The organism is Planktothrix sp. FACHB-1355, assembly GCF_014748295.1.
GTDB classification, from domain to species: domain Bacteria; phylum Cyanobacteriota; class Cyanobacteriia; order Cyanobacteriales; family Aerosakkonemataceae; genus Aerosakkonema; species Aerosakkonema funiforme_A.
Genome location: NZ_JACJUP010000868.1, coordinates 1 through 3,159, shown reverse-complemented (window position 1 = coordinate 3,159; position 3,159 = coordinate 1). Strand labels below are relative to the sequence as shown.

The following is a 3,159-nucleotide window of genomic DNA, read 5'->3' as shown; positions in this document are numbered from 1 at the left end:
GGCGTTTGCAAAATCGCGACTGACACGCCAAAGACTTGGGCGATATTTTCTGGGGTGATGACTGCGGCGGGTGTACCGATATCCCAAAGACGCCCTTGTTTAAGCATGGCGATGCGGGAACTGTACCGGGCGGCTAAATTGACTTCGTGCAATACGGTGACGATCGATAATTTTTGTTGCACATTAAGTTGTTTGAGCAATTCTAGCAATTGCAGTTGATAATTAATATCGAGATAAGTTGTGGGTTCATCTAATAATAACACTTGGGGAGATTGGGCTAGCGCCAGTGCCAAAAAAGCCCGCTGTCTTTCCCCGCCAGAGAGATGTTCCACAGGTCGATCGCTAAACTCTTGGATACCCGTTTCGACAATAGCTTCTTCCACTTTTTGTTTATCTTCCGCATTTAATTCCCACTGCCACCAAGGTTGATGAGGCGATCGCCCGCACGCCACCAATTGCCTGACTGTTAAGCCAGTAGGAAACGTTTGCTGTTGCGGCAGAATTGCTAACTTTTGCGCTACCAAATGTGGGGGTAATTCGTGAATAGCTTTCCCATCCAAAATTACTATACCAGATTGCGGTTTTAAAATGCGACTGAGGATTTTCAATAAAGTAGACTTACCCGAACCATTGGCACCGACTAAACTCAACCACTCACCAGATTGGAGAGTTAAATTGATTTCGCGGATAATCGGCAAATTATTGTAACCGCCAACCAATTCTTTAGCTTCCAAAGGCATAATTTAATCTTTTTTACCACAGATGAACACAGATGAACACAGATAAAATAATTTTGTCAGATGTACTTATATTATATGGATATGAAAAAATCTGTAATCTGTTTTGTCTGGAAAAAATCAGATTGAATCTACATCTGTGTTCATCTGTGTTCATCTGTCTTCATCTGTGGTAAAAAAATCCCAAAAACTTATTTTTCCGATCGACTCTGATTACTGCGAGAAAGCAACCAAACAAACAAAGGCGATCCTAACAAAGCCGTCACAGCACCTACCGGCAACTCGATCGCACCCAAACGAGATAGCATATCCGCGAAACTCAACACAAAAGCACCGCCTAAAGCAGAAAGCGGTAAAACCCAGCGATAATCTGTACCTACCAGCAACCGTACCCCATGAGGTACAATCAAACCGACGAAACCGATCAAACCGCCAACGCTGACTGCACCGGCGGCGAGTAGGGTAGCGACTCCGCCAATTAAAAAGCGCGATCGCATCAACGAAACTCCCAATCCCACCGCCAAATCGTCACCCAAATTTAAAATATTCAAAGACCTCGCCAACAAACAGCCGCCCAGCAATGCGATCGCCACATAAGGGCCAGCCACATTCACTTCCGACCATCCCCGCCCGTTGAGACTGCCAATTAACCAACTCAACGCCAATTGTACTTTACCATCATCTGCCAGCAGCAGAATAGTTGACTGCGTTGCACCAAACAGCGAACTAACCGCAACTCCCCCTAAAATCAACCGTTCCACGGAAAGCCCGGTACTGCGACGAGCGATAAAATATACAAGCATGGTTGTCGCGATCGCACCGATCCAAGCAGCCAAAGGCAACCAAGCTTGGAACAATCCCAATGTTACCAAACCGACAGCTACCAAACCCGCACCGGCAGAAATTCCTAACAAATAAGGGTCTGCCAATCCATTTCGCAACATCCCTTGTAACAAAGCACCCGACATCCCCAAAGCTGCACCTACAATTAAAGCTGCGATCGTTCTCGGTAAGCGCAAATCCCAGAGTATAGTTTGATTGATGGGATCGCCTTGATGCAGCAACGCTTGCCACAATTGGGCGAAACTCAGATACACCGCACCCTGAGAGAGGGAAATGGCAACTGTGAACAGCAAACAACCAATCAAGAGGAGACAAGCGTACCACACTCGGTAGTTATCGTAGCTTTTTCGGATTTGTGCAAAAAACGATAAGTTTTGTGAACTCATTGGCAATGTGCGATCGACGAATATTTCCTTTTTAACTTGATGCCACTTGAATCATAGAATGGCAGCTAATGCAGTTTAGGTTAATACACCGTGACTCAACAAATAACACCTCTGCAAACCCTTTTATCCCAAGCGCAACAGGGAGATCCAGATGCGATCGCCGCCCTGATCAACCAAGTTGTCTGGAAAAAAGGTATCGCAGCTACAGTCAGTCGAGACGGAACTTGTCTGGATGTTACCTTAATATCCGACCAAGTATACACTCAAGAAGGCTGTATCAATTTTATCTATCAAGGCATCAGTCGCTTGGGTATCGTACCCATTCGATATGTGCGAGTAGTTGCGCGACAAACCAACATCGAAACGCCGCTTTGGAGTCAGACAATTGAATTGCCACTCGCCGACTCCACGCCAAATGCAACGCCACCTGTAATTACTCTTCCCGTCGTCGAAGCAAAACCGAAACGAAAAAAGCTGACGACAAGATACAAAAAAAGGGTACGTTTGCTTTGGTTGGGCGGTATCATTTGGGTTTTAATTGCCGCATTGGGAGTAGCGGTGCGATATCAAATCGAAAATCAAAAAGCAACCGCGCCCAAAAAGCAAACCCCCATCCAGCAACCAACCGCCATCACTAACAAACCCGCACCAAAACCGCGCCCGACAACTGCTGCTAAACCAGCGGTAAAGCCGAAAACGCAAACCCGAATGAAGCTGGAAAAAACGATCGCCGGTGGCATTTCGCCCAAGTCGGTAGTGCATTCCGGTCAGGGTTTGTTTTTCGCCCAAAACATGATGTACAGCCACACCATAACCGTCTACAACCGGGAGCATAAATTAGTTAAAAAAATCCCGGATAACGTCGATTTAGCAAAATTCGGTTATTTAAAATACAAAGGCAATTACCGAGGCGCTCCCGTAGAAGCGAGTTTTTCTCATGATGGTAAATATGCCTGGGTATCTAACTACCAAATGTACGGTCGTGGCTTTAGCAATCCAGGGAACGATCGCTGTAGTCCATCGCCAAGACTCGACCAAAGTTTCCTGTATCGAATTAACACCAAAACCCTTCAGATCGAAAAAGTCATCCAAGTCGGATCTGTGCCCAAATTTGTCGCCACGACACCCGATAATCGCTTAGTATTGGTGAGTAACTGGTGCAGTTGGGACTTGAGCCTCGTCGATACCAATAA

Annotated in this window: 2 protein-coding genes and 1 pseudogene; 1 reads left to right on the top strand and 2 read right to left on the bottom strand. The window is 46.1% G+C overall.

Annotated elements, in window-relative coordinates:
- Together H6S82_RS26230 and H6S82_RS26225 are read right to left on the bottom strand one after the other, a co-directional pair.
- On the bottom strand, positions 1 to 740 hold a 740-nt coding region (locus H6S82_RS26230), incomplete at its 3' end, for an ABC transporter ATP-binding protein (protein ID WP_191056951.1).
- A gap of 188 nt (positions 741 to 928) precedes the next feature.
- Complete coding sequence (locus H6S82_RS26225) at positions 929 to 1,966, bottom strand: iron ABC transporter permease (RefSeq protein ID WP_190461707.1); 1,038 nt, start codon at positions 1,964 to 1,966, stop codon at positions 929 to 931.
- A gap of 90 nt (positions 1,967 to 2,056) precedes the next feature.
- Here H6S82_RS26225 and H6S82_RS33740 point away from each other — a divergent pair.
- Positions 2,057 to 3,159: pseudogene (locus tag H6S82_RS33740) on the top strand (hypothetical protein); the annotation flags it as partial.

Coding starts and splice junctions, on each gene's coding strand:
- H6S82_RS26225 (WP_190461707.1), bottom strand. CDS start 1,966: ATGAGTTCACAAAACTTATCGTTTTTTGCACAAATCCGAAAAAGCTAC.